The 25,273-nt window shown below is 36.3% G+C and carries 27 protein-coding genes and 3 tRNA genes; 4 read left to right on the top strand and 26 right to left on the bottom strand.

The genetic code is table 11. The annotated features are described in order from the left end of the window. Positions 1–5: 5 nt before the first annotated feature. The 6 genes from AC4HCY_RS12870 to AC4HCY_RS12845 all read right to left on the bottom strand — a co-directional run bounded on the left by AC4HCY_RS12870 (position 6) and on the right by AC4HCY_RS12845 (position 6,059). Positions 6–722, bottom strand: coding sequence for an ABC transporter ATP-binding protein (locus AC4HCY_RS12870; protein WP_491094384.1), 717 nt, complete (start codon positions 720–722; stop codon positions 6–8). Next, positions 715–1,485 carry an ABC transporter ATP-binding protein gene (locus AC4HCY_RS12865; RefSeq protein WP_491096118.1) on the bottom strand — a complete coding sequence of 257 codons (771 nt, stop codon included), beginning with the start codon at positions 1,483–1,485 and terminating at the stop codon, positions 715–717. The genes AC4HCY_RS12870 and AC4HCY_RS12865 overlap by 8 nt, the downstream gene beginning before the upstream one ends. After that, positions 1,485–2,540 (bottom strand): branched-chain amino acid ABC transporter permease, encoded by a 1,056-nt coding sequence (locus AC4HCY_RS12860; protein WP_323430793.1) that lies wholly within the window; start codon positions 2,538–2,540, stop codon positions 1,485–1,487. Before AC4HCY_RS12860 ends, AC4HCY_RS12865 begins: the two co-directional genes overlap by 1 nt. A 3-nt stretch (positions 2,541–2,543) precedes the next feature. Next, positions 2,544–3,434: a branched-chain amino acid ABC transporter permease gene (locus AC4HCY_RS12855; RefSeq protein ID WP_323430800.1), complete on the bottom strand. Its 891-nt coding sequence runs from the start codon at positions 3,432–3,434 to the stop codon at positions 2,544–2,546. A gap of 370 nt (positions 3,435–3,804) precedes the next feature. Then, complete coding sequence (locus AC4HCY_RS12850) at positions 3,805–4,356, bottom strand: hypothetical protein (protein ID WP_323430794.1); 552 nt, start codon at positions 4,354–4,356, stop codon at positions 3,805–3,807. Positions 4,357–4,439: 83 nt separating this feature from the next. Further along, entirely contained in the window at positions 4,440–6,059 is a 1,620-nt protein-coding gene (locus AC4HCY_RS12845; protein WP_323430795.1) for an MBL fold metallo-hydrolase, read from the bottom strand. Positions 6,060–6,264: 205 nt separating this feature from the next. Between AC4HCY_RS12845 and AC4HCY_RS12840 the strand changes: the two genes are divergently transcribed. Further along, a tRNA-Pro gene (locus AC4HCY_RS12840) sits at positions 6,265–6,341 on the top strand. Here the strand turns inward: AC4HCY_RS12840 and AC4HCY_RS12835 are convergent. Continuing rightward, positions 6,342–7,403: a CotS family spore coat protein gene (locus AC4HCY_RS12835; protein ID WP_323430796.1), complete on the bottom strand. Its 1,062-nt coding sequence runs from the start codon at positions 7,401–7,403 to the stop codon at positions 6,342–6,344. It abuts the tRNA gene before it with no gap. Positions 7,404–7,606: 203 nt separating this feature from the next. Here AC4HCY_RS12835 and AC4HCY_RS12830 point away from each other — a divergent pair. Together AC4HCY_RS12830 and AC4HCY_RS12825 are read left to right on the top strand one after the other, a co-directional pair. Further along, a tRNA-Ile gene (locus AC4HCY_RS12830) sits at positions 7,607–7,683 on the top strand. Positions 7,684–7,688: 5 nt separating this feature from the next. After that, a tRNA-Phe gene (locus AC4HCY_RS12825) sits at positions 7,689–7,764 on the top strand. A 61-nt stretch (positions 7,765–7,825) separates the two neighbouring features. On the opposite strand, the gene AC4HCY_RS12820 is transcribed toward AC4HCY_RS12825, so the two are convergent. The 13 genes from AC4HCY_RS12820 to surE form a co-directional block, all read right to left on the bottom strand. After that, entirely contained in the window at positions 7,826–8,599 is a 774-nt protein-coding gene (locus AC4HCY_RS12820; protein WP_323430797.1) for a CheR family methyltransferase, read from the bottom strand. 230 nt (positions 8,600–8,829) lie between these two features. After that, positions 8,830–10,725, bottom strand: coding sequence for a bifunctional 4-hydroxy-3-methylbut-2-enyl diphosphate reductase/30S ribosomal protein S1 (locus tag AC4HCY_RS12815; RefSeq protein WP_491094383.1), 1,896 nt, complete (start codon positions 10,723–10,725; stop codon positions 8,830–8,832). 8 nt (positions 10,726–10,733) lie between these two features. Further along, positions 10,734–11,303 carry a lysophospholipid acyltransferase family protein gene (locus AC4HCY_RS12810; RefSeq protein WP_323433910.1) on the bottom strand — a complete coding sequence of 190 codons (570 nt, stop codon included), beginning with the start codon at positions 11,301–11,303 and terminating at the stop codon, positions 10,734–10,736. 1 nt (position 11,304) lies between these two features. After that, the gene (gene cmk / locus AC4HCY_RS12805) at positions 11,305–11,964 is read right to left on the bottom strand and encodes a (d)CMP kinase (RefSeq protein WP_323433911.1); all 660 of its coding nucleotides are present in this window, start codon (positions 11,962–11,964) and stop codon (positions 11,305–11,307) included. 12 nt (positions 11,965–11,976) lie between these two features. After that, on the bottom strand, positions 11,977–12,456 hold the full coding sequence (locus AC4HCY_RS12800; RefSeq protein ID WP_323433912.1) for a hypothetical protein: 480 nt from the start codon (positions 12,454–12,456) through the stop codon (positions 11,977–11,979). 64 nt (positions 12,457–12,520) lie between these two features. Further along, positions 12,521–13,753, bottom strand: coding sequence for a BaiN/RdsA family NAD(P)/FAD-dependent oxidoreductase (locus tag AC4HCY_RS12795; protein ID WP_491094382.1), 1,233 nt, complete (start codon positions 13,751–13,753; stop codon positions 12,521–12,523). Positions 13,754–13,872: 119 nt separating this feature from the next. After that, positions 13,873–15,126 (bottom strand): Glu/Leu/Phe/Val family dehydrogenase, encoded by a 1,254-nt coding sequence (locus AC4HCY_RS12790; protein ID WP_323433914.1) that lies wholly within the window; start codon positions 15,124–15,126, stop codon positions 13,873–13,875. Between the two features lie 149 nt (positions 15,127–15,275). Beyond that, entirely contained in the window at positions 15,276–16,151 is an 876-nt protein-coding gene (locus AC4HCY_RS12785) for a MurR/RpiR family transcriptional regulator (RefSeq protein WP_323433915.1), read from the bottom strand. Between the two features lie 13 nt (positions 16,152–16,164). After that, on the bottom strand, positions 16,165–16,701 hold the full coding sequence (locus tag AC4HCY_RS12780) for a 2-oxoacid:acceptor oxidoreductase family protein (RefSeq protein WP_323433916.1): 537 nt from the start codon (positions 16,699–16,701) through the stop codon (positions 16,165–16,167). Between the two features lie 6 nt (positions 16,702–16,707). Next, the gene (locus AC4HCY_RS12775; RefSeq protein ID WP_323433917.1) at positions 16,708–17,526 is read right to left on the bottom strand and encodes a 2-oxoacid:ferredoxin oxidoreductase subunit beta; all 819 of its coding nucleotides are present in this window, start codon (positions 17,524–17,526) and stop codon (positions 16,708–16,710) included. A gap of 1 nt (position 17,527) precedes the next feature. After that, on the bottom strand, positions 17,528–18,661 hold the full coding sequence (locus AC4HCY_RS12770) for a 2-oxoacid:acceptor oxidoreductase subunit alpha (protein ID WP_323433918.1): 1,134 nt from the start codon (positions 18,659–18,661) through the stop codon (positions 17,528–17,530). A gap of 1 nt (position 18,662) precedes the next feature. After that, complete coding sequence (locus AC4HCY_RS12765) at positions 18,663–18,869, bottom strand: 4Fe-4S binding protein (RefSeq protein WP_323433919.1); 207 nt, start codon at positions 18,867–18,869, stop codon at positions 18,663–18,665. A gap of 187 nt (positions 18,870–19,056) precedes the next feature. Then, positions 19,057–19,827, bottom strand: coding sequence for a 5'/3'-nucleotidase SurE (gene surE, locus AC4HCY_RS12760; RefSeq protein WP_491094381.1), 771 nt, complete (start codon positions 19,825–19,827; stop codon positions 19,057–19,059). A gap of 84 nt (positions 19,828–19,911) precedes the next feature. Between surE and AC4HCY_RS12755 the strand changes: the two genes are divergently transcribed. After that, entirely contained in the window at positions 19,912–20,550 is a 639-nt protein-coding gene (locus AC4HCY_RS12755) for a hypothetical protein (protein WP_323433921.1), read from the top strand. A 24-nt stretch (positions 20,551–20,574) separates the two neighbouring features. Here the strand turns inward: AC4HCY_RS12755 and AC4HCY_RS12750 are convergent, their stop codons facing one another. From AC4HCY_RS12750 to AC4HCY_RS12725, 6 genes are all read right to left on the bottom strand, one after another. Further along, complete coding sequence (locus AC4HCY_RS12750) at positions 20,575–21,972, bottom strand: oxaloacetate decarboxylase subunit alpha (protein WP_491094380.1); 1,398 nt, start codon at positions 21,970–21,972, stop codon at positions 20,575–20,577. 90 nt (positions 21,973–22,062) lie between these two features. Further along, positions 22,063–22,503, bottom strand: a complete 441-nt coding sequence (locus tag AC4HCY_RS12745; protein WP_323433882.1) for a GNAT family N-acetyltransferase — start codon at positions 22,501–22,503, stop codon at positions 22,063–22,065. Between the two features lie 19 nt (positions 22,504–22,522). Beyond that, complete coding sequence (locus AC4HCY_RS12740; protein ID WP_491094379.1) at positions 22,523–23,647, bottom strand: D-alanyl-D-alanine carboxypeptidase family protein; 1,125 nt, start codon at positions 23,645–23,647, stop codon at positions 22,523–22,525. A gap of 75 nt (positions 23,648–23,722) precedes the next feature. After that, on the bottom strand, positions 23,723–24,121 hold the full coding sequence (locus AC4HCY_RS12735) for a nucleoside triphosphate pyrophosphohydrolase family protein (protein ID WP_323433880.1): 399 nt from the start codon (positions 24,119–24,121) through the stop codon (positions 23,723–23,725). A 111-nt stretch (positions 24,122–24,232) separates the two neighbouring features. Further along, positions 24,233–24,598, bottom strand: a complete 366-nt coding sequence (ytfJ, locus tag AC4HCY_RS12730; RefSeq protein ID WP_323433879.1) for a GerW family sporulation protein — start codon at positions 24,596–24,598, stop codon at positions 24,233–24,235. Further along, complete coding sequence (locus AC4HCY_RS12725) at positions 24,549–25,229, bottom strand: DUF2953 domain-containing protein (RefSeq protein ID WP_323433878.1); 681 nt, start codon at positions 25,227–25,229, stop codon at positions 24,549–24,551. Before AC4HCY_RS12725 ends, ytfJ begins: the two co-directional genes overlap by 50 nt. Positions 25,230–25,273: the final 44 nt, after the last annotated feature.

Genomic DNA, 25,273 nt, shown 5'->3' with positions numbered 1-25,273 from the left:
TCTGTTTAATTAGCAACATTCTCACCCAGGTAGGCCTTCCTTATTTCATCATTATTGAGGAGAGCCTGGCCTTCGCCTTTTAGTTTTATTTGCCCTGTTTCTATTACATATCCAATATCCGCTGCATGAAGTGCAGCATTTGCATTTTGTTCGACCAGGAGTATCGTAACACCCTGATTATGGATTTCTTTAATTATACTAAATATATCTTTTACAATCAATGGTGCTAAGCCAAGGGACGGTTCATCCATCATCATAAGCTTAGGTTTTGACATCAGGGCTCTGCCTACAGCCAGCATTTGCTGTTCTCCACCTGACAGGGTGCCGGCCATCTGCCAATACCTTTCCTTTAACCTTGGAAATAGGCTGTAAACCCAATCCAGATCATTATTTGTATTATTGACATCTTTTCTGAAAAAAGCACCTAATTTTAGGTTTTCCAGCACTGTAAGGTTTGGAAATATTCTTCTTCCCTCAGGCACTAATGTTATTCCCATCTTTACTATATCCTGAGTTTTCATATTCAGCAAATTGATGCCATTATATGTTATAGAGCCGCTCTTTGGCTTTACAAGCCCGGTTATTGTCCTCAAAGCAGTACTTTTTCCAGCACCGTTGGCACCAACCAATGTGACAATTTTTCCTTCTTCAACTTCAAGGCTTATGCCCTTTAATGCCTCAATACCCCCATATGCGACGACCAAGTTTTCAACCTTAAGCATTGTCTTCCACCCCCAAATAGGCCTCAATGACTCTTTGATTATTCTGTATTTCCTTTGGGCTGCCGTGAGCGATAGTAATTCCATAATCAAAAACATATATTCTTTCGGATATTCCCATTACCACTTGCATATGATGCTCTATCATGAAGATTGTAAGCTTAAAGTCATCTCTTATCGTCTTGATAAATCTTGTAAGGTCTTCTGTTTCTTTAGGATTCATGCCGGCTGCCGGCTCATCCAACAGCAATAGCTCAGGTTTTGTGGCTAATGCCCTGGCGATTTCAAGCCTGCGTTGTTTTCCATATGGCAAAGAGCTGGATTTCTCGTTCTTCTCATCTGATAAGCCCACGATTTCCAATAGCTCCAGAGATTTATTGATCATCCTTCTGTTTTCATTCTTATATTTTGGCAATCTTAGCAGTGCCTCAAATACATTGGATTTTATATGAAGATGATTGGCAATCAATACATTATCCAGCACGCTCAAATCTTTAAAAAGCCTGATGTTTTGGAATGTCCTGGCTATCCCTGATTTAGTTATCTGATGAGGGGACAGCTGAGTTATATCATTGCCTTTATAAAATATTTTTCCTTTTGTAGGCTTATATACGCCTGTTATCATATTGAATGCAGTCGTTTTTCCTGCTCCGTTGGGACCGATTAACGCAACAATTTCCCCTTTGTTTAGTGTCAGGTTAAAATCTTTAACAGCGGTCAAGCCGCCAAATTGCATTGTAATATTATTGGTTTTGAGAATTTCCATCATTCTTTACCTCCTTTTAACAGAGGTTTTTTAAAAGATATAAAATTTAAAAACTTATCCCAGCTAAACTCATTGGTTCCCATGAGTCCGTGCCTATAAAATAGCACTACCAGCATCAGCAGTATGGAGAACACTACCATTCTCATGCCTGCAACTCCTGGTATTACAATAAAGCCGAAATCCATGGACTGGTCAAGGAAACGCAGAGCTTCTTGGGAGATAGTCACTACAAATGCTGATATCACTGTTCCTGTAATGCTCCCGATGCCTCCTAATACTATAATCAATAAAATATTAAATGTCAAAGTAAATCTAAACATCAAAGGATCTATAGTACCTAAAAGATTTCCCAAGAGCCCTCCGCCGATTCCTGCAAAAAAAGCTCCAATAGTAAAAGCTAACACCTTATGCTTAAATAAATCTACTCCCATGCTTTCTGCAGCGATCTCATCTTCTCTGATCGCTTTGAAAGCCCTCCCATAACTGCTGTTGATCAACAATATCATTATGAAAATTGTAAAAACGGCAGTACCAAAACTCCACCACAAATTTGTATATGCAGGTATGCCTTTTAAACCTAACGCACCATTTGTAATAGTTTGAGTATTGGTGAAGATGACCCTTATGATCTCTGCAAAGCCCAGCGTAGCAATAGCCAGGTAATCTCCTTTCAATCTGAGAGCAGGAGCCCCGATCAGGAACCCTACCATTGCTGTTAAAGCTCCTCCCAACAAAAGAGAAGGGAAAAACGGCCAAACAACATTGCTTAGCGGAGCTGCTATCGGCTTTAGAAAAAAGTTTTGAATTTTGGCATTAACTGAAAGAGTAAGTATGGCAGTTACATAAGCACCAACAGCCATAAAACCTGCGTGGCCTAACGAGAAAAGTCCGGTAAATCCATTGATCAAGTTCATGCTAAGACCTAAAACAGTATAGATGGCACATAGATTAAGGATCCTTACTATATAAGCGTCAAAATTTTTATCTGCATAATATATAAACACTATCAGCAAGATCAATGATATGCTTGTAAGAAAATAATTTCTTTTTTTCATAATCTACACCTTCTCCGAAATTTTTTCTCCCATTATGCCAGTTGGCTTAAAGAGGAGTATGACTATAAGGAGTATAAATGCAAAAGCATCTCTATATCCGGTTAAGCTTTGAAAAAAGGCAACCAACATAATCTCACCGATACCTAGAATAAATCCGCCGGCAACAGCGCCTGAAATGCTTCCAATTCCGCCAATAACTGCAGCTATAAAGCATTTCAGGCCTGGCATTACACCCATCAAAGGTTGTATTTGGGGAAACTTTAATCCCCACATTATTCCTCCTATGGCAGCTAACGCAGATCCTATACCAAAAGTGACTGAAATTGTTCTATCTACATTAACTCCCATAAGCCTGGCCGTTTCATGGTCTTTTGAAACCGCTCTCATAGCCATTCCTGTTTTAGTTTTATTGATCAAATATGATAGGGCCAAAAGCAATACTACCGTAACGATCGGTATCATAAACGTCAATCTTTGAACAGAAATATTGCCCATTTGCACTACAGACGTAAGAATTGGAGGAGTCGGGAAAGCTTTTGGCCTTCCGCCAAAAATAACTATTGCAAGATTTTCGATAAGAAAAGATGCGCCTATAGCAGATATCAAAATTGAAATTTTAGGGGCATCCCTTAGACTCCTGTAGGCTAATACCTCAACTAGCATGCCCAGTAAAGCGGTAAGTATAATTGTGACTGGAAAAGCAAAATACCATTTCATGCCAAACAGCACGCCGAAAAAAGCAAAATATGTAGCCATCATAAAAATATCGCCATGTGCAAAATTTATTAACCTTAAAATTCCATAAACCATAGTATAACCTATGGCAATAAGTGCATAAAGGCTACCTAAGGATATACCATTGGCTAAATGTTGCATGAACATGTCCAATGTCATATTAATCATATATTCACCACCTGTTTTTTTATTGATTTATTTAAATAAGCTTCCATATTTCAGGAAGCTTATTATCATAATGCATAGGAAAGTATTGCTTTCATCGATTTACACTTTCCGTTATATGCAATCGTAAAGGCTTCATTTATTCTAATTGTTTAATTGAAGCCTTTTATATAAAGCATCAGTCAAACATGGAGAATCTGATTTATATTTATGAAAGCATAGATTGTGTATTTTCAAATGTACATTGCGTTGATTTGTACGCAATAAGGGGACGCGTGTCTGCCGTTGACTTATCATTTAGTTAATTATACTATAGAATTTTTATACATACAACAGAAAACACATACATTTATATACTAATGGCTCACATTATTACATCTCTATTATTTTCATCTTTCCTTTTTGCAAGAATGCTTATTATAGCCTTTGCTTCTTTTTTCGTCAAATCCTTAGTATATTCTTTGCCCGTTGTGCTTATGATCAATTCTTTTAAATCTTCGTTAGATATGTTCGCACTTCTTGCAAATGCAAAAATGTCCGTAAGCTGTGTTTTTGAAGCTGTTTCCTTTTCATCGCTTTCATTTTGGCTTTCCACCTCTTCAAAGCCAGTGTATTCGACGCCGTATCCGGCAAATCTTAAAGCCCTGGCTATGGCTCTCGTTTCAGCTAATTCCAAAATTGCATTTGATAAGACTCTGTCTCTCTTGACAGAAGCATTGCCCAAGCCGTTGAATATCCCTTTTTCTGTTTTAACCATGGCATGAATTATTGCTACCTCAGTATCATATGAAATGACTTTTGTTTCTATGCTGAGATTGGCATTATCCTCATGAGCAAGTCTTAGCCTGCCTCCCACAACTGGAAACAGCCTACCCTGAACTTTTACCAGTTCTTCATTTTTGAAATTGTTAAGCATTTGATCACCTTCAATAATATTTCTTTATCATTATTTTTCTCAAATGCTTTAATAATATTAGTCGATGGTAAAATGCATCGCAATCAGCTTTTCATAACATTGTCTATATCTTCAAGACCGGATAATATATTTTCTATTTTTTTAGTCAATATTATGGCCTTGCTTCGATCAGCAAGCTTCTCATCGCCAGTAGTCGCTTCTTTTAATGCATACATCATGGTTCTGATGTCATCCAATAGCATTTCCAGCCTATTATCTTCTGCATAATATTTTTCAGGCATATTGACTATAGAGTCAGTTGAAGATTCTATTTCAATAGTTTCACCCATATGAGCGATCTCTGCTTTAGAATCAAATTTATCCTGCAATATTTGAGAAAGTTCCTTCAAGGAATCTTCTTCACCATGAGTCAAAAATATTTTTGCAGGCTTTTTTGTAAAAGATGAGAACCAATCTATAAGCCCATTTTTATCGGCATGCCCTGATAGACCATTTAAATTATAAATTTTACAATTTACGTAGATATCTTCTCCGAATATTTTTATCTTTTTTTGACCTTCCAAGATTTTTCTGCCGAGGGTCCCCTTAGCTTGATATCCTACAAAGACCACACTTGAATTTCCTCTCCAGAGGTTATGCTTGAGATGATGCTTTATCCTGCCTGCGTCACACATGCCGCTGGCAGAAACTATTATGCAGCTCCCTTCATGAAAATTTATGGCCTTTGATTCTTCTGCTGTTTTAGTAAAAACAAGGTTTGGAAATTCAAAAGGATTATCTCCCACTTTTATCAAAGACTTAGTATCATCGTCAAATAAATCCTGATTATTTAGAAATACATTGGTAGCATTGATCGCCAATGGGCTATCCACATATACAGGTATGCTTTTTATTTTAGAAAATTCGCTTTCCTTCATCATATTTAACATATATAAAATTTCTTGTGTTCTCCCTACGGCAAAGGAAGGTATAACTATGTTGCCGCCATTTTCGATTGTATTTATGATTATATCAAGAAGAAACAATATATTGTTCCTTGCATTATCATGAGCTTTGTTGCCGTATGTTGCCTCCATGATTAAATAATCCGCTTCATCGATTAATGACGGATTTTTCATTATAGGCATATCTTTATTGCCTAAGTCTCCTGAAAATACGAGCTTTACTGTTTCGCCTTTTTCCTTTACCCATAATTCGATTATAGCCGAACCAAGTATATGCCCGGCATCCTTATATCTGATTTTAATTTCCTCAGTTATTTCGATTATTTCATCATAGTTAATCGCCCTAAAGTATTTTAAGGAGTCCTCAGCATCAGCGGCGGTGTAAAGGGGTTCAATCAAAGGTCTGCCGGCTCTCAGTCTTTTTCTATTGGTCCATTCCGTTTCCATCTCTTGGATATATCCGCTGTCAGGCAGCATTATAGTGCATAATTCCTTAGTAGCCTTTGTAGCTAAAATCTCTCCGTTAAAGCCTTTTTTTGCTAGCAGCGGTATTCTTCCGCTGTGATCTATGTGAGCATGAGTCAATAAAAGAAAATCAATTTTTGATGGCTCAAAATCAAACATATTTCTATTTAGATCCTCTGAATCAGCATCACCTTGAAACATGCCGCAATCAATAAGTATTTTATGCTTGTCGGTATCTAATAGATAGCATGATCCTGTTACCATCTCAGCAGCGCCATAAAAACTAAGCTTCATAAATAAACCTCCAAATATGTATTAATGCGGGCAGCATATTTAATATTAATTTTTATATTCTTCTAAATAATCTAATATCCTTCTTTTTATAATTATTTCATAATTTGCGATTATGGTATTGACTTTAACTCTTTTTGAGTATATTATAAAAAAGGCTTCATAAATTGGAGACTTGAATAATAAGTGCTCACATAACACACAGAATCGGGGCATGGCGCAGCTTGGTAGCGCGCTTGGTTCGGGACCAAGAGGCCGCAGGTTCAAATCCTGTTGCCCCGACCATTAAAGCTTGATATCATAATATTCAATATAGGATTCTATAAATCTTTCTTTCTGTTCTTTATATTCTAATATTCTATTTAGTTTTCTTAAAAATCGTTCATTTTTCCACTTTTTCTTTTTTAAATATTTTTTTCTGCCCAATTTATAAAATTTATAAGGAAAAACAAGCATAGATAATATTATCTTATATTCTTTTTCATCCAATTTCCTTACATTTCTGTACTCAAATAGCATGCTTCTGCATAAATCAAAATCCCATAAATATTTTTTATTTGCCATGATTCTCCTTAGAAATTTACCCAAATCAACTAGTGGCAAATCATACAGACAACTTTCCAGATCTATCAAATAGTAGTTGTTTTGTTCATCCTTTAGGATATTTTGATAATAGAAGCTATCATGACATATATATAGTTCATTTTTATTTTTTTCGCATAGCCTGTCATAATCCGAGTTTTTTAAAATGTTTGCCGCGAGCTGAGCCTGATGAATGTAATAATCCATATTTTCATGGTATAGAATATCAAAGCTGTTCTTATCTGATTTCCTATCAAGGCTTTCCTTTATGTTGTTAAGAAAATATGTTTTTTCATTGTACAATTTGGGCAGCTTTCCTATGTTACTTTCAAGCTTAATTATCTTTGTTTGAAAGCCCTTAGCCTTATTATGAAACTCGGCCAATAGGCGTACGCTCTCCATAATGTCTCCAATATTATCAAAGTCTACTTCTGCTGCATCAATCCAATCTGCTAAATAATAGGAGGAGGATTTTCTCTTAACAAGCACCTCTCCTGAAGAACAATATAATGGATTTGTAACCTTGTTAAAGCCTTGGGCTTTAAGATGGTTCATGATGCTTATGCTCTTTATGGCCCTTTTTTCTCCGTTTCCTATTTTTTTTAGGCAATAAAAGCCTTCCTCCGCAGCTACCATGTAAATGCTCCTTATTTTTTCAACGTCAATGATATTTAAATCATAATTTTTCAATATCTTATTGACTTCCATTTGTTCTAAAAAGACCATATTTGATGATTCATATATGTGTTTTAATGCAAGATTCAAATATATCAGCTCCTATACTTATTATTGAACAAGATTTCGCCGCTCTTTGGCGCTCGCCTTAGAGCGGGTTAGCTCAGTGCTCATTACATTATATTTCGTGTTGCGGAAAGATATAATCATTAAAGCCTTATATCAAAAAATTTTAAGATAATAATATTGACATAGGGCAAAATTTATAGTAAAATCAGAACTGTCGTTTCAAAGGGCCTTTAGCTCAGTTGGTTAGAGCAACCGGCTCATAACCGGTTGGTCCGGGGTTCGAGTCCCTGAAGGCCCACCATAAATGCCTTGGTAGCTCAGTCGGTAGAGCAGAGGACTGAAAATCCTCGTGTCGGTGGTTCGATTCCGCCCCAAGGCACCATATAAAAGCAAAAAACAGAGCTATCTCTGTTTTTTTATTTATTTTGATATGTGATTGACTTCTATATCAGCTTATAAAAAAAATTTTTCAATGGCTCCATATTATATCTTTGAGCCATAATGATCTGCTCTGTGCTTCCTACAAATAGTATTCCGTTTGAGCTTAGTGCTTTGCTGAACCGGGTGTATATATTGTTTTTAGCTTCTTCAGTAAAATATATCAGCACATTCCTGCATATGATCAGATCACAGTTTTCGGGGTACTTGTCCATCAACAGATTATGTTTTCTATATTCTACGCATTTTTTAATTTCGTCTTTTATTTTATAAGTGTTTAAATTTTTTATGAAAAACTTGCTGACAAATCCATCTGGCAGATTTGCCAGGCTTTTTTCATTATAAACCCCCATTTTTGCTTTATTTATAGCATCATCGTCAATATCTGTAGCATAAATACTGATATTTTCAAGCTTCATAAATTTTGTCATCAGCATGACCAAAGAATAAGGCTCTTCTCCTGTAGAGCATGCTGCACTCCATATCTTTAAGGTCTTCCTATTTTCTAATAGCCGTGGAATTATTTCTTTCTCCAAAACCTCCCATTGGGCAGGATTTCTATAAAATTCTGATACATTAATGGTCAAATAATTGATAAATTCATTGAACAAATGGGAGTCCTGCAAAAGTGCATTATAGTATGTATCATAATCATTAAAGCTGTTTCTGGAAATCAGGGAATCAATTCTTCTTTTCATCTGTCTTTCCTTATAGCACGATAAATCTATACCGGTAAGCTTAAATATCTTCTCTTTGAATTTTTCATATCCTGTAAGCATCTATATACTCCTTATCAAATATTATAGTCATTGAACCAATTCTAACATAAAAATAACATAAAAAAAAGTCGTGATATGTTACATATCACGAAAACAGAATGTAAAGGGGGTCTCAATGTATTTTGTGAGGTCATTAACTATTATCTGCATAATCTTAAAAAAAATACATGAAATTTTTATTTTTCCAAAAAAATAATGCCAATCTGTATGAAATACAGATTGGCATGTCTTTACTCTTCTATTTCCTTTAAACTCAGGCTAAGCTTTCTTTCCGGGATATTAATATCTACAATTTTAGCCTTTACCACTTGATTTATAGTTAACACGTCCGAAGGCTTGCCTATTCTTTTGTCAGATATCTGGGATATGTGTATAAGTCCGTCAATCCCCGGTTCGACCTCGGCAAAAGCTCCAAAGGCTGCAAATCTTAATATCCTGACATTAACAATATCTCCTGTGTTATATTTGCCTTCCACTGTAGTCCACGGCTCCGGCTTTGTCTGCTTAAGACCTAAAGAGATTTTATTTTTATTGCTGTCTAAAGACAGTATCACAACTTCTACTTTATCGCCAGGTTTAACAACTTCAGAAGGATGTTCTATTCTCGACCAGGATAATTCAGAGATATGGATCAACCCATCGACGCCGCCTATGTCTACAAAGGCACCAAAATCTGTCACTCTTTTTACTTCACCTATAATTTTTTGGTCAACCTCTGCATGAGCCCAGAACTCTTTTTCCTTTGCTTCTTTTTGCTCTAATAGATGACCCTTTCTTGAAACAAGAACTTTCCTATTATCTTTATCAAACTCTATGATTTTGACGTCAACTTTGCTATTTTTATATGACTCCAAATCATTAACATATCTCAAATCAAATAAGGAAGCGGGCATAAACGTTCTTATGCCGAATATCTCAACAATTCCTCCGCCTTTTACTATTTCTTTGACAATACCGGGCACGGAACTATTTTCATTATATGCATATTCTAGCTTATACCAATTTTTATCTGCATCTACTAATTTTTTTGATAGTACGACATTGCCTTCTCCATCATTTATGCTGACTACCTTAACTTCTATCTCGTCTCCTACTTTTACCAGTTCAGATATTTTTAAATCCATGTCCCAAAATAAGTCTTCTTTCTTAACAATTCCATCAGCTTTGTAGCCTATATTAACAATCACCTCTTCATCGTTTAAGGATAAAACAATGCCTTTTACTGTTTCTCCAGGATGAAGGGATTTAAAACTTTTCTCATATTCCTCCATAATATTTTCATTACTAAAATCTTGCATTTTTTCTATAACCTCCTTAATTATCCAATCAGGCGTAGAAGCACCTGCTGCAATTCCTATAGTTTCCGCCTTCATGATATTTTCTTTCAGTAAATCCTCAGCAGTTTCAATATGATAAGTTTCCGGGCAAACATTTTTGGAGATTTCATACAGTTTAAGAGTATTGGAACTATTAAACCCGCCAATTATTATCATGGCATCAACCTTTTCTGCTAAATCCGCCACAGATTTCTGTCTGTTTTCTGTAGCACTGCAGACGGTATCAAAAATTTCAGTATTTTTAAATTTATCTTTAACCCTTTCCTTAATTCTATGCCAAAGATTTTTTGAAATAGTTGTTTGTGCAACTAAACATATTTTATCATAATAAGTGAGTTTGTCCACCATTTTTTCATCATCCAATATAATAGCCTCATTATTGCACCATCCGTTTATTCCAATAACTTCAGGGTGGTCCTTGTCACCAGCGATCATAATTTTATAGCCGTCATTATATTTTTCCTCCACAATTCTGTGGATTCTGGATACGAATGGACAGGTGCAGTTTACATATTTTAAGCCTTTAGAAGCTATACCTTCAAAAATTTTCTTCGGTGCTCCATGAGATCTTATTACAACCAATGAGTCTGGCCCCATATCTTCAGCAAGATTTTCAATTTCAATAACTCCCTTTTTTCTTAATTCTTCTGTAACTTGCTTATTATGGATCAAGGGGCCGTATGTATATACCTTTTTTTGCTTATTTTCTTCTATGGTTTTCAAAGTTTCAGCTACGGCGTTTTTTACCCCGAAACAGAAACCTGCATTCCTATCTAAAATTATTTTCATATGCTCACCTATAGTTTTTTTATTTTTTTCATTATCTCTAGGCTTATATCCTTATAATCTTCATTTTTTAGCTTTGTATCGAAATGTTCGCTCAAATTTATAGCTTTGCCGATCACAATATCAGTTCTATGGAATATTTTATAATCAGTCTTTATGGCCACGGGAACAATCGGCCTCTTAGATTTAATAGCAAGCATAGCAATGCCTGGTTCAGCCTTTAGCTCCCCTGTGGTATTTCTGGTCCCCTCCGGGAATATGCCAATATTTTGTTGAGTTTGGAGCAGCTTCAAAGAGGTTTTTATGCTTTTCAAATCCGCCTCCCCCCTTTTAACAGGAAAAGCTCCAAGCCCTTTTAAAACAAAAGCCACCAACTTATTTTTAAACAGCTCGTTTTTGGCCATAAAATATATTTTCTTAGGCATATTTACCCCTAGAAGAATAGGATCTATGACTCTAGCATGATTCCCGCATACAATGTATCCATTTTCTTCAGGCAAATTATCCAAGCCTTCGACCCTGACAACATAAAATATATTAAATAACGGCTTAAGCAAAAGTTTTATTATTTGGTAAAACACCTCATACATCCCCCTTAATAGAAATATGATATAACATTTCTGCTATGACCTCATCTATGTTTTTTCCTGTTGTGTCGATCAATATAGCGTCTTCAGCCTGCCTTAAGGGGGAAGCCTCCCTATGAGCATCTATATAATCTCTTTCTATTATTTGATTCTTTACTTCTTCGAGAGTGTATTTATTCTTATCGCAAAGTTCATTATATCTCCTTTTGGCTCTTTCTTCTACAGAAGCGGTCAGAAAAAATTTAATATATGCTCGAGGAAAAACTGTTGTTCCTATATCTCTTCCATCAACAACAACATTTTTGTTTTTAGCTATCTTTCGCTGTATACTTACAATAATTTCTCTTATCTCCGGAATCATAGCAATATAAGAAACTTTTGAGCTCACAAAGGCCTCTCTTATCTCTGAGCTTACATCCTCACCATCTAGATATATACTATTATTTATAAAATCCAAAGAAGAGTTCTTAGCATAGTATAGAATATTCTTCACATCGTCCGCTTCTATTCCGCATTTGAGGACCTTTAAAGTAACGGCTCTAAATAATGCGCCTGAATCTATATAAGTATAGCTGATTCTTTCAGACAGTCTTCTTGCTACAGTGCTCTTACCCGCTCCTGCAGGTCCGTCTATAGCAATAACCTTATTGTTCAAAGCAATAACCCCCTATTTAAGCTTGACCCTCCCTAAAACAACAATATTGCCTTCTATTCTGTATCTCATTCCTTTTTTAGGGAAAATGATATTTTCTGAGGTGTTTTCAATGTTTATATTGATATACTTCTCGCTGTCTATCCCATCAATTTCTATGATATCATTATTCCTAACATTAAGTTCTATATAGGCATTATCCCCCCCTTCCTTCATTTCCCCATTGATGAACACTCTTAAGAAAGCAATATCAGCTTTGCTGTCAGCAGTTATTTTTATCTGGCCTTTTGATTCATAGTGATAATTCTCAACCACTGATTTGCCTTCCAATTCCATTGTAATGTTTTGGGGCAATATATCAATATCAATGGCTATAACAGACTGAACCGCTATAGTTAATAAAGATAAGATCAGAAGCATTTTCGTTAAGCTATTGCCCAGTCTTTCCCACGTTATTATATATTGATATTTTTTTTTATCCAGTCTTGAGTTCATAACAGAGCCTCCTGAAGGAATCATACTGCTAACTATTATAATGCTCAAAAATGTCAATTTATAGTCAACAATTTAAACCGGCAGTATATCCTGTTGAGAAAGCAATCTGCAAATTATAGCCTCCTGTAAATGCGTCTACATCCAGCACTTCGCCGGCGAAATATAATCCTTCAGCCAGCTTCGATTCCATTGTCCTGGGATTGACCTCTTTGATATTTATACCTCCTGAAGTTATTATGGCCTCTGAAATAGGCCTGGTACCTAGAATTTCAAATTTCATATTTTTAAGTAAATCAATCAATGCTCTTCTTTCTTCTTTCGATATCTGATTCACCGGTTTATTTTCGGGTATACCTGATAATTTAATGATTACAGGTATAATTTTTTTTGGCAGGAGATCATCCAATGAGTTTTTAAATTGCTTATTTATGTTCATATCAAAATCTCTTAATATCCTTTTATCTAATTCATCATCAGTCAAGCCGGGTTTAAGATCGATGCATATAAAAGTCCTATGGTTTTTAAATACTCTTTCTGAAATGTAGAAGCTTGCAGACAAAATCAAAGGACCTGATAAACCATAATGGGTGAATAACATTTCTCCTATTTCTTCAAATAATATTTTACCATCGCAAACAGCTCTTACAGCTACATTTTTTAATGATAAACCTTGAATTTCTTTTATGTATTCTTCTTTGACGACCAAAGGGACTAAAGAAGGTTTCAGATTAGTAATTTCATGCCCTGCACTTTTTGCAAATTTATAGCCGTCACCCGTGGATCCTGTCAGTGGATAAGAAAGGCCTCCTGTTGCTATTATAACAGCAGAGCTTTTGATCCTTTCTCCGCTTTCAAGCACCACTCCTTCGGCTACGCCGTCTTGGATATCAATGGATTTAACCGAGGTATTTAATTTGATAGATACATTATTTAATTGCATATGCTTTTCAAGGGCCTTAATAACATCGCTGGATTTATCTGACACAGGAAATACCCTTCCGCCTCTTTCAACCTTAGTCCTTAAGCCTAATTCAGAAAAAAAATTTATAAGGTCATCATTGAACAAATTGTTAAAGCAGCTGTATAGGAATTTAGGATTTCTGGTTATATGCATAATAAAATCATCTTTTTCAGCAGAGTTGGTTATATTGCAGCGTCCTTTTCCTGTAATATATAATTTCTTGCCTAATCTATCGTTCTTTTCTATTAATAAGGTATTCCTGCCTCTTGAGCCTGCAATTCCCGATGCCATCATGCCTGAGGGCCCGCCGCCGATAACAATAACATCAAATGCCATAAAACAACCCCATTCCGAAAAATAAATCTATAATATTATATCATATTATTGAAAAACTAAACTTGAAGTCATAAAAAAAACCTGTTATAAAAACAGGTTTTTTTATGACCATAAGAGATTTAGTACCATCCTCTAACTTTCATTGCAGCCGCAACTTTCTTTACAGAGTGCATATAGGCTGCAGTTCTCATAGGTACATTATATTCTTCTTTGATCTTATAAATAGCATTGAATGCGTCAACCATTGCTCTTTCTTCTTTTTCTTCAACTTCTTCTTCTGTCCAATAATAGCCGTATAGGTTTTGTACCCATTCAAAATATGATACGGTAACGCCGCCAGCATTTGTGAGTATATCAGGCGTCAACAGTATACCTCTTCTGTTTAAAACTTCATCTCCATCAGGAGTGGTAGGCCCATTGGCTGCTTCGCATACGAACTTAGCTTGAATTGTCTCTGCAACGTCTGCAGTTATCTCATTTTCAAGAGCGGCAGGAACCAAAATGTCTACAGGCAATGCAAAGAACTCAGATTTCGTGATCTCCTTAGACCCTGGGAAACCAACAATAGTCTTATTCTTTCTCATATAATCAACTAAAGCATGCATATCAAATCCGTCTTCCTTGTAAACTGTTCCATTCCATTCACAAACAGCCACAACTTTTCCGCCGAGCTTTTCCATATTGTATCCGGTATGGCTTCCAACATTTCCTATGCCTTGCAATGCAATAGTCGCACCATTAAAGTTTATTCCCAATCTCTTAGCAGCTTCTCTGGCAGTTACTGCAACACCAAAGCCTGTAGCTGCAGTTCTTCCCTTTGATCCACCAAATTCTACCGGTTTTCCGGTAATAACACCTAAAGCGCTTCTGCCTACTAATTTGTTATATTGATCAACCATCCAAGCCATAATCTGGCCATTGGTATTTACATCAGGAGCCGGAACGTCTACTTGTTCTCCCAATAATTTATAAGTAGCATCTATGTAGCCTCTAGATAATCTCTCTAATTCGCCTTGTGATAAGGTTTTAGGATCGACTATTATACCACCCTTGCCACCGCCATATGGAATACCGGTAACACAACATTTAAATGTCATCCATATAGATAGTGCCATTACTTCATCTCTGCTCACATTAGGATGGAACCTGATACCGCCTTTTGTAGGACCAACAGCGTCATTATGCTGAGCTCTGTAGCCAGTAAATACCTTAACGCTACCGTCATCCATCTTTACAGGGATAGCAACTTCCAGAACTTTTAAAGGCTGCTTTAATATTTCGTATACATCTGCTTCTAAACCTAATCTGTCACATGCTTCTTTTACCTGTTTCTGAGCGTTTAAGAATGGATTTAAATTATCTTGGTGTGCCATATTTTAATAGACCTCCTAATAACATAATATATAATCTAAAGCAGTCTGCCTGCTCTAAATATCATGAAGCAACTTTGGCCATTCACCTTAACATATTCTATATGGTTAGCTGAAATCCTCCTGATTATTAAAATAATTTAATATATTGGCTATTTACCGCTTTTTTCCTTATTCGAATATACATTGTATTGTTCCCAAATATCTTCAAGTTTGGCAAAGGAAGATGCAACTTTATTTTTTTCTTTAATACCAACTGCTACTATTAACGCATTAAGCAAGCTTAGGGGAGCAACCAAGGAATCTACAAAGGATTCCATGTTGCTCTTTGCAGTAAGAGTAAAATCTGAGTTTGCCGCCAAAGGTGATAAAATACTGTCAGTTATCGCAAGAACCTTTGCACCTTGTGACTTTGCGTAATGGAGAGCTTCAATGGTTTTTGATGAATACCTGGGAAATCCTATACCAATAACCAAATCATCCTTATCTACTCTGAATAGCATTTCAAAAGTATCTGAAATAGATCTGCTTGTAATGTATACATTATCCCTGATCAAATTGAGATAAAAGCCTAAAAAATCAGCTAAAGTAGTAGAACTTCTCAATGCCACAATATAAATATGCTTTGCTTCAGTGATAGACTTTACTGAAGCTTCAAAAACCTTGTAGTCAATGCTGTCCATTGTTATTCTTAAATTGTCTATATCTGCTTTTAGCACCTTTTTTAAAGTGTTTTCCTCACTAGAATAGTCTGCCGACATTTCTATTCTTTGTACGGTAGTCAAACGGGTCCTTATCATTTCCTGAAGTTCACTCTGCAATTGCGGATAGCCTTCAAAATCAAGAACATTTGCAAATCTTACTACTGTAGATTCACTAACGCCTACTTTTTCTCCCAACTTTGCGGCAGTCATAAAAGCAGCCTTATCATAATTGTCCATAATATACTGAGCAATCATCTTCTGCCCTTTACTTAACCTTTGAAAGCTCAATTGTATTTTCTTCATTAAATCTTGATTTTCACTCATTTAACCTACCCCATTACTTTTTAGCATTTTCCCCCATTGCATATCCCATTTCCAGTGCTTTTTTATTCAGCTCTTCCGTGCCCTTTGGAACACGATCCAATACTGCTTCTTCCAATGCTTCCTTAGATACTATCTGAGTAAGAGCAACCAAAACGCCCAGAGCTACGATGTTAACAACCATTGGCTTGCCTATTACATTTACAGCAGTATCGATTATAGGTACCGAATATATTTTATTATTAGCACTTTGTGAATTCACTATGTGATCTACGATTATTATGCCGTCTTCTTTTATTCCTTTACCGTATTGATCAAAAGACTTCTGAGTCAGAGACAAAAATATATCGCAATTTCTTACCTTAGGAAAATCTATTTTTTCTGTAGAAATGATTACTTCAGCCTTACTGGCTCCGCCTCTTGCTTCCGGTCCGTAGGATTGAGTTTGAACAGCATTTTTGCCGTCGATTATAGCAGCTTCCGCCAAAATAATCCCTGCAAGAATAAGTCCCTGTCCACCTGAACCGCTCAATCTTATTTCATGCTTATCCATTCAATATCACTCCTTTATAAACCTATCGATGATCTTTTGGTATTCACTTGTATACTCAGGCTCCGGACTATTTTTGAATTCTCCTATAAGGAATTTTCCTTCCAATGCTTCCGGAGTCATCTTAGAAGCAGCAGATATATTAACTGCATGATCTTTCTGCCATTCCAACATATCAACGGCCGATCCCTTTTTGTTCTTTCTTCCATAGTAAGTTGGGCATGAGCTAACAGCTTCAATCAAAGAGAATCCATCATTTTTCAAACCGTTTTCAATCAAAGAAATAAGAAGGTTTGTATGATAAGCTGTTGATCTGCCGACATAAGTTGCTCCTGCAGCAGCAGCCAAAGTTGGTATGTCAAAAGCCTTATCGATATTTCCATAAGGTGCGGTAGTTCCTTTGTCAAATTTAGGAGTAGTAGGTGAATACTGCCCGCCTGTCATACCGTATATATTATTGTTAAAAACAATAGTTGTAATTCCTATATTTCTTCTGCATGCGTGGATAAAATGGTTGCCGCCTATAGCAGAAGCGTCGCCATCTCCGGTAATAACGATGACTTTCATCTCCGGATTTGCCAGCTTAACCCCCGTTGCAAAAGCCAAAGCCCTTCCGTGAGTTGTATGAAGCGTATCAAAGTCCAAATATCCTGTGGCCCTGGAAGAGCAGCCTATACCGGATACTACACAAATCTTATCTCTATCAAACCCCAGCTTGTCTATCGCAACTGTTATCGCTCTGGTAATAATGCCGTGACCGCATCCGGGGCACCAAATCTGCGGCAATTTATTGGTTCTAAAATATTCGTTAACTATAGCACTTGGCATATTAGAGCACCTCCTCAATTACTGCTGTTATTTCTTCAGGATATACTGCTTCTCCATTGACCTTATTCACTCTCTTGATTTCAGCTTTATCCTTTATTATTCTTTCAACCTCTAAAACCATTTGACCGAGGTTCATTTCTGCCACAACAAAGGTTTTTACCCTTTCTGCCAGCTCTTGAAGTCTCTTTTCGGGGAAAGGCCATACCGTAATAGGTCTGAATGTCCCCACTTTAAGTCCTTTAGCTCTTAACATTTTCATTGCAGTATCTGAAGCTCTGGATACACCGCCTATAGAAACAATAACAATATCTGCATCCTCAGTATTTTGTTCTTCCCATTGAATAATATCGTCTTTATGGGTTTCTATTTTATCCATTAATCTTCTGACAAGCTTGTCAGCTACAGAAGAGCTATTGCTCGGGAATCCGGTTTCGTCATGAACAAGTCCTGTTACATGATACCTGTATCCTTCTCCAAAGTTAGCCATAGGCGGTATTAAATCCTCATCCGCTTTATAGGGCTTATAGGCATCTTTGCTTACACCCGGTCTTTTTCTGTTTGCTATCTCTAATTCTGAAATTTCTGGGAGCTCTACCCTTTCCCTCATATGTCCTATGACTTCATCCATAAGCAGTATTACAGGCATTCTATATTTTTCTGCAAGATTGAATGCTCTTATAGTCAGCTCGAAAGTTTCTTTTACTGAAGAAGGAGTTAACGCTATAACCGGATGATCACCATGAGTTCCCCAACGTGCTTGCATAATCTCACCCTGAGCCGGTGAAGTCGGCAATCCTGTGCTTGGGCCTCCTCTTTGAACATTCACTACTACACATGGAACTTCTGATATAGATGCATAACCTAGATTCTCCTGTTTAAGTGAAAAGCCTGGACCGCTGGTTGCAGTCATGCTTTTTAAGCCAGTCAAGGAAGCTCCTATAATTGCTGCCATACTTGCTATTTCATCTTCCATTTGAATAAACTTTCCTCCAACACAAGGAAGCTTCTCTGCTGAGATTTCTGCTATTTCTGTAGAAGGAGTTATGGGATATCCGGCGAAAAACCTCATTCCTGCAGCAATAGCGCCTTCTACACATGCTTCGTTACCTTGCATCAATTGAGCCTTACGTTTCATTTTACTTCCCCCTTACGTATATTGCATAATCAGGGCATCTTAGTTCACATTGCCCACACTGTATACATTTATCAATATCTACAATTTTTACCTTATCGTGTTCTAATCCCAATACTTTTTTAGGGCAAAACTTAACACAGATACCGCATCCCTTGCACCAGTTTTCATTGATGGTTAGTTTCTCAGTTACGGTTTCATTGCTATTCATACTTCTTTCCTCCTTAAAACATAAAATTGCAATTTATATTTCATTTTTTTTATAAATATTAAAAAAATGCAATTTTGCCTTCATTTTTAGTATATAATATTATATTTTTTATTGCAATAATTAATCTATTTTTTTGATAAAAATTAAAAAGATTCGGTATAGAAGTTATACCAAATCTTTATGATAATTATTTTATGATTAAATCCCAATTTTCATTTTTCATCTTCTCCAAGGTCTCCGTGCTTGTTAAGTCAATTTTAATAGGTGTTATAGATATATAATTGTCTTTTACAGCATTTATGTCGGTATCTCCGTTGTTTTCCGTTTCAGCCAGTTCGCCTGCAAGCCAATAATAGCTCTTTCCTCTTGGATCTTTTCTTTCCTCAAAACAATTTTTATATTTCCTCACTCCCAGCCTGGTTATCTTCACCCCATTGATGAGCCCCCGCGGAATATGAGGAATGTTCACATTCATAACAATATCTTTTTCAATTCCAGTGTCATATAGCTCTTTGCATATAGCAACAGCCAGCTCAGCAGCAAGTTCAAAATCACAGTTTTCGTAACAGCAGAGGGATAAGGCAATAGACGGCTTGCCATGCATCGCTCCTTCAATAGCGGCCGATACAGTTCCGGAATATAGTACATCTGTTCCCATATTTGAACCTCTGTTGATTCCGGACACTACCAGATCAATCTCTTCTTTTAATAATACATCCAGAGCAAACTTGACACAATCTGAGGGTGTCCCGTTTATACTCCATGCATCTATGCCATTGCCATATAGATCAATACGATTGCTTCTTAAAGGCTTATGCATCGTAATGGAATGACCGCTGGCGCTTCTTTCTGATTCGGGTGAGACCACATTGACCTTGCCTAGCTTTGTTAAAGCTTTTGCCAGTTGATATATGCCGGCTGCATTAATTCCATCATCATTAGATACTAATATTCTCAATATAGCGCCTCCTCGTATAATATGTTTAAAAAAGTATTTACTTCATACAATATATTATCTGAATTTTGAATTGCAGGTGAAAAAATGATACAAATCGATGATGCAGGCAGCGGAAGCCTTATCGGAGGTACTTGCATAGGAGCTCTTCGCTGCGAAACAGGAGAGTATTATTATGAAATTATTCCTCCAATTTTATATGATAAAACCAACTTCAAGAATAAATCATACCTATATTATACTACACAAATAGTAAAAAATGCTTTAGAAATATTACAAGTAAATGAAAATGAGGAAATAGAAGTCTGTCAAGGATATATGTTTGATGACGCAAGAAAATACCTGAAGAATAAGAATTATAAATATAAAGGTACTAAGATTTGCGATCCTCTCCAATCTTTGATTGAAAAAACATTCGAAGAATACTCTATTTCATTGGGATTGCCAAGAGACTTCATAATGTATACAAAATATCCTTTCCACCTAAAAAGGCTATTGAAATGGGTTTATGCAGATTATGGTAACCGAGTTAAATATTGCAAGACCGGTTGGAAAAGCTGGGTAAAATATAGTTCTCTTCCTATCAATATATATCATGATACAATATATAAAAGCAATTTTGTCTGCTTGAAATGCGGAAAAAGAATAAAAAATAATTCAAAGGTTAAAGTAGTCAAAATTTGCAATGGAGAAAATATAAAGATATTTCTTCATGACAAATGCTAAGCCCCTGCAGGCAGGGGCTTATTGTTATACGGGATGAGTCATATCTTGTTTGTTGACAAGGGTTTCGTCGATCCTGTATTTCTCAGCTTTTCTTAGGCTGAAGAATTTTAATGCAACTTGAGGGAATAGAGCATATGTTAGGACATCTTCTTCCTGCTCATAAAATTCTTTGATTTCTTCTTTATAATTCTCCAATTGAGGAGGCAGCAAGTCAGCCGGCCTCACCGTGATTACTTCCTCATCGCCTATGATTTTATTTTTGATTTCTTCGGAGATCGGAACTACAGGCTTGCCATACTGGCCTTTTACATAAGCCTTTATCTCTGACGGTATCATCTTATATCTTTCTCCAAGAACCACATTAAATACAGCTTGGGTTCCTACCATTTGGCTGGTAGGTGTTACTAGCGGAGGATATCCCAAATCTTCTCTTACACGAGGCAATTCAACCAATACATCTTCAAATTTATTGCTTGCGTTTTGAGATGCGAGCTGGGACAGCAAATTGCTCATCATGCCACCTGGTATCTGATAAGACAGCACTCTTGTATCTACATTGAATACATTAGGATTTAAGATCCCATCAGCTATATATTTTTCTTTGATCGTCTTAAAATATTCTGCTATTTCACTCAGCTTTCCAAGGTCTAATCCTGTATCAAATTCTGTGTTTTTCAATGCCGCCACTATAGGCTCGGTAGCAGGCTGAGAGGTTCCTAAACCAAAGGGTGAGATAGCAGTATCAATTATATCTGCGCCCGCCTCTATAGCCTTCATATATGCCATAGAAGCCATACCGCTTGTATAATGGCTATGCAGCTGGATAGGAATATCTATATGCCGTTTGAGCTCCTTGACCAAATCATAGGAAACATATGGAGTCAGTATGCCTGACATATCTTTAATGCACAGTGAATCCGCTCCCATATCCTGAATTTTTCTTGCAAGTGAAATATACAAATCAATGTTATGCACCGGACTTATTGTATAAACCACAGTACCTTGCGCATGTCCACCATATTTTTTGGTTGTCTCAATAGCCTTTTCAATATTCCGCAAATCATTCAATGCGTCAAATACTCTTATGATATCTATTCCGTTTCCTAGAGATCGCTTTATAAACTCAACTAAAACATCATCAGGATAGTTTTTGTATCCTAAAATGTTTTGGCCTCTTAAAAGCATTTGAAGTTTGGTATTGCTTAATTTAGCTTTTATTTTCCTCAATCTTTCCCAGGGGTCTTCATTCAAAAACCTCAGACAAGCATCAAAAGTTGCGCCTCCCCACATCTCCAGAGAATGGTAACCTACATTATCCATTACTTCTAAAATAGGCAGCATTTCATCAGTTCTCATTCTTGTAGCAATCAGCGATTGATGTCCATCCCTTAATACAGTTTCAGTAATTTTTATTTTTGCCATTAATAATATTACCCCCTATACGTATATACTTATCAATATTATTAGTTAAATGGTAAAACTTTTCAAGTTAATTATTAAACATGTTCAAATTTATCCGCAGCCTTTAAAATAGCCTTCCAGGGATACAAAATATAATGACTTGATATTTCCTTGGTCATGTAGCATGTCTCGGACAGAAACCGGAAGCTCATCTGCTGCCGTGGAACGAAAGCCGAGGCTTTCGCAAAAACCATTGCACCGTCTCCAGCATAGAGCATACTTTGCACCATTGCATTCATATGAATTCAATATAGTTTTGGCTATAGCTGTGCCAACTTTGCTTCTTCTAAACCTTTCAGCAACTATAATATTGTTTATAAAGCAATAATCACCCTTTGCAAAAGATATACCGCAGCCCAGCAGCATGTCATTGTCATAATAGACAAAGCAATCATCATTATTATCTATATCCTTATCCTCAGAATCATTGTCCTGCAGGAATATAAGTATATTTTCCATATCGCCTGACAAAGCCTTTCTTATCCTTATCAAAAATCCAGCCCCCTTTGTTTCATTTAAACCCTTTCAAAATCTTTTTAACATTATAGAGTATGCTTGTTGATTCAATGTTTTCTTTGTATATCAGGTCAGTTTTACCTATACAAAAATCACCGATATAAGCTTCCAGAGTTCCTGCCTTTTTATTTTCGTATATAGGAGCCTTGACCATATTGTCAAGATTTTCTTTTATTACTATTTCTTCCTCGTTTCCACTTATCTTGATCGGACCATACAAATCCTCAGCCGGATAAACCTTGGCAGAATTCTTCTTACCTTTGATCACCGGTATTTCTTTAAAGGCCTCATCTTTATCTATTGCTTTGATCTTTTTATAATTGCTAAAGCCGTATTCCAGCAGCTGAGAAGATGCATTCCACATATCTCCGCAATTCAATACCACGGATACCAGCTGCCAATCCTCCCGTGTTGCAGAAGATACCAGGCATTTGCCTGCCTTTTTAGTATAGCCGGTTTTGACACCGTCTCCCCCATCAAATTGCCACAGCATTTTATTTTTATTTGTCAGAACTCTATCCCAGTTCTCTCCTTCTGGGCCCGGGATTGTCTTCCTTTTTGTCTTTACTATCTGAGCAAACATATCATTCCGCAAAGCATAACATGTTATCAATCCCAAATCATAGGCAGTGGTATAGTGATCATCGTCAGGCAGCCCATGAGGATTCTTGAAATTTGTATTATTGGCACCAATTTGTCTGGCTTTCTCAGTCATTAATTCTGCAAACTTTTCAGCGGTACCGCAAAGATGTTCAGCCACCGCTACAGACGCGTCATTGCCCGAGCGAAGCATTATTGCATAAAGCAGGTCTTCAAGCTTGATCTTTTCCCCTTCCTTTAAATAGATGGAGGAACCTTCCTGAATGGAGGCTTCCCTGCTTATTGTAACCATTTCGTCCAGCCTTTCGCTCTCAATAGCCAAAATAACAGTCATTATTTTTGTTGTGCTGGCCATCGGAAGCTTGACTGAGCTATTATAGCTGTACAGAACCCTATTTGTTTTCACATCCATGAGCATATATGCTAATGCATCTATATCAGATGCATTAGCAACAAATATATTTGTAAACAATAATATCAACGCAAATAAAAATAAGAATATAGAAATTCTTTTTACCATGCAATCACCCCGTTATCTTTTTATTTATTATTAACAGAATGATGCATATAATACTTTGGAGTATGATGTTAATCTTTAACTCCTAATTATTTTACATCCAAATTCCTTGGCAATTTTCTCCGCTTCCTTTATATCATCATCACCCCAAATGGACCATCCGCCCTTTAAAATTCCATTAACAAAAATCTCTACCTTATCATTCTTAAAAATCATAACATTTCCTACTCTTTTTTTCATCTGTTCCACTTGATGAATAACAGCTTCATCCAGATCTACATCAAATACTTTAAGAGCAATAAACAAGCATGACAACGCATCCTCCAGTTCTCTTTTGGCTCTGTCAGAATCACCTTTTAGCAAAGCCTTTAAAGACTCGGCCACCTCTTCATTTAAATGGCTCATTATTTCCTTTGGATCATCCGTTGAATACTTCCTGTTCTCCCAGATTAAATCCATCGCTTCCTTTAACTCCATAAAGACCTCCTATTATTCAATGCATGGCATATTATGCCATGATACATTTCATTATAACATAAATAAGAGAGGATTTTAACTCCTCTCTTCCAGATTTAGCTGCTTGCTTATTTAAACTTTATCGCTTCGTTTTTCAATTTTATCAATAAATCTTGGAATCAGATCAATCAGCCTATCTACAGCGGTATTGAAATTTACCGGAACCATCCTGAGCTGCCCTTGATTTATGGATAGGAAACCTACCGGATGGACAGATACTCCTGCGCCGCTGCCCCCGGTGAAAGACTTTGAGGGATCAGTATCATCGCTCTTTACATCTCCTCCGCCAGATATAAAAGCGAACCCAACTTTAGATATAGGAATGATCACTGTACCGTCTGGGGTCTCTACAGGATCTCCTATAACTGTGTTTACATCAATCATTTCCTTAATATTTTCCATAGTTGTTTTCATAAGTCCTTGAATAGGTTGTTCCATCTATCTCACTTCCTCTTGAAGTTTTTATAAACATTCTCAATGCAGTAATAATATGTCCTATCTTTATATCAATTATGCAATTCAACATAATATGAAAAACTTCTTTGTTAAAAACCGGTTTTAGATCAATTGCCTTGATATACAGATCAATATGCGCTTTTATAAATGCAAGGAAATTTACAATGACGGTATATAAAATGCCATACATAACACCTGTGATATAAGCATCATCAAACCCGAAAGCAGAATATACGCAAAAATCTCTGATTTGTGCCTTTTTTGCCAGATATTTTATAGCCTTTTTATTTAAACGATAGTAAGACATCATATCATCCAGGCTGCTCAGTAATTCATCTAGTGACTCAATCCTTTTAAATCTTATCTCATCCTGGATTTCTTTGCCGGATTTTAATCTTAATCTAAATCGCACCGCAAAATTGTCCATTTTTTTTACAAAATCTAAAAATGGCAGTTCGGCTTTATATTTTATAATTCCAAAAAAGGCAGATGCAGCAAGTGTAATGATATCATTATTTTCTATCCTCTTATATGATATTTTTAATTTTAGATGAGAATGAAATAAAGCTAAAGCTACAATAGAAAATGCTGTGATAGCTAATAACAAATACAAAGCTATTCCTCCAGGCATAATTATATGTTCTTGAAGTATTTTCC

The sequence above is a fragment of the Lutispora sp. QWL-02 genome (assembly GCF_058315355.1).
The sequence above is the reverse complement of the archived record's forward strand: the minus strand, read 5'-3'. Positions and strand labels throughout refer to the sequence as shown.